Below are 271 nucleotides of genomic sequence, written 5' to 3' on the forward strand. Positions count from 1 at the left end.
TGTAGTGCAGGTGGTGCGGGCCGGCCCAGATGTACAGGGTGATCAGCGCCCAGAAGTGGACGATGGACAGCCGGTAGGAGTAGACCGGGCGCCCGGCCTGCTTGGGCACGAAGTAGTACATCATGCCGAGGAAGCCGGTGGTCAGGAAGAAGCCTACGGCGTTGTGCCCGTACCACCACTGGACCATCGCATCGGTGGCGCCGGAGTAGGCGGAGTAGGACTTGAACCAGCTCACCGGCAGCGACATGTGGTTGACGATGTGCAGCATCGC

1 protein-coding gene is annotated in these 271 nt (G+C 63.1%); it reads right to left on the minus strand.

What is annotated here, in order from left to right; genetic code table 11:
- On the minus strand, positions 1 to 271 hold a 271-nt coding region (locus HMPREF2886_RS04555), incomplete at both ends, for a cbb3-type cytochrome c oxidase subunit I (RefSeq protein ID WP_177344441.1).

Source organism: Pseudomonas sp. HMSC066A08 (assembly GCF_001813025.1).
GTDB lineage: Bacteria > Pseudomonadota > Gammaproteobacteria > Pseudomonadales > Pseudomonadaceae > Pseudomonas > Pseudomonas aeruginosa.